Below are 1,419 nucleotides of genomic sequence, written 5' to 3' on the forward strand. Positions count from 1 at the left end.
CCCGGGTGGCCCGCCATCTGGTCGCCGCCGACCCGGCGCTGCCCGACCGGGCGTTGCCCGACTGGGCGCTGGCGGTGCTGCGCGCCGCCGCCGAGCGGCACCTGGTGGAGAACCGGGCCGCCGACGCGTACGCCTGCGTCGAGGTGGCGTTGCGGATCTGTGACGACCAGAGCCTGCGTGTCCCGTTGAAGGCCCTGCTCACCAGTGCGGCCTGGCTGCTGAACCCGTCGATGAGCGTCCGGCACCTCGGTGAGCTGGCCGAGGCGTTGCGGCAGGGGCGGCTGGGTGACCGGCACGCCCTGATGCTGGCCAAGTACCTGCTCTGGCACGGCCGCTTCGAGGAGGCGGCCGAGGCGATCGAGCGCATCGCGGTGCGGGGTGAGGAGCACGACCCGGCCGGCTCGGCCGAGCTGCGCGCGACCCGGGAGGTTCTCGCCGCGTCGTACCCGGCGCTGGTCTCCGGACGGCTGCACCCGGCGGAGCACACCACCGGTCGCTCCGCCCGCGACCCCCGGGTACGCAGCGCGGCGGCGCTGTCGTCGCTGCTCGCCGGCGGCGACGAGGACGAGGCGGTGGCGGACGCCGAGGCGTGCATGCGGGCCATGCGGCTGACCAAGAAAACCCAGGAAGCCCTCATGTGCGCGGTGGCCACCCTCCAGTTCGCCGACCGGCTGCCCGCCGCGGCCAGCTGGTGCGACCACTGGCTGGCCGAGGCGCGGGCGTGGCAGGTGCCGCTGTGGGAGGCCGAGTTCGCCTCCCTGCGCGCCAGCATCGCGCTGCGGCAGGGCAATCCGCTGCTGGCCCGGCAGCTCGCCGAGGCGGCGCTCAAGCAGGTGCCGCTGGAGAGCTGGGGCGTGTGCATCGGCGGGCCGCTGGCCAACCTGGTGCAGGCCGCCACCGACACGGGCGACCACGAGGCGGCGTCGACCTATCTGGAGATGCCGGTGCCGGAGGGCATGTTCAAGAGCCGGTTCGGCCTGTACTACCTGCACGCCCGGGGTCGCTTCCAGTTGGAGAACGGCCGCCCGCACGCGGCGCTCAACGACCTCACCACCTGCGGCCAGCTGATGACCTCCTGGCGCTTCGACCGCCCGGCGCTGGTGCCGTGGCGGGCCGAGGCGGCCCAGGCGTACCTGCTCACCGGCGACGTGGCGCGGGCCCGGGCTCTCGCACGTGAACAGCTGGCACTGGTCGGTCCCCGGGCCTCCCGGACCCGCGGCATGTCGCTGCGGGTGCTGGCCGCGGTCAGCCCGCCGGGCGAGCGCGCCGACCTGCTCACCGAGGCGGTCGAGATGTTGCGCGGCTGCGGTGACCAGGCCCAGCTCGCGCAGGCGCTGGGCGACCTTGGCTGCCTGCACTACCAGGCCGGCCGCCCGGCCCGGGCCCGCCCGCTGGTCGAGACGGCGGCTCGGCTGGCCC

The 1,419-nt window shown here is 75.3% G+C and carries 1 pseudogene; it reads left to right on the forward strand.

From position 1 onward, the window contains the following. Positions 1–1,419: pseudogene (locus tag AB0I76_RS29895) on the forward strand (hypothetical protein); the annotation flags it as partial.

Source organism: Micromonospora sp. NPDC049799, from assembly GCF_040656655.1.
Lineage (GTDB): Bacteria > Actinomycetota > Actinomycetes > Mycobacteriales > Micromonosporaceae > Micromonospora.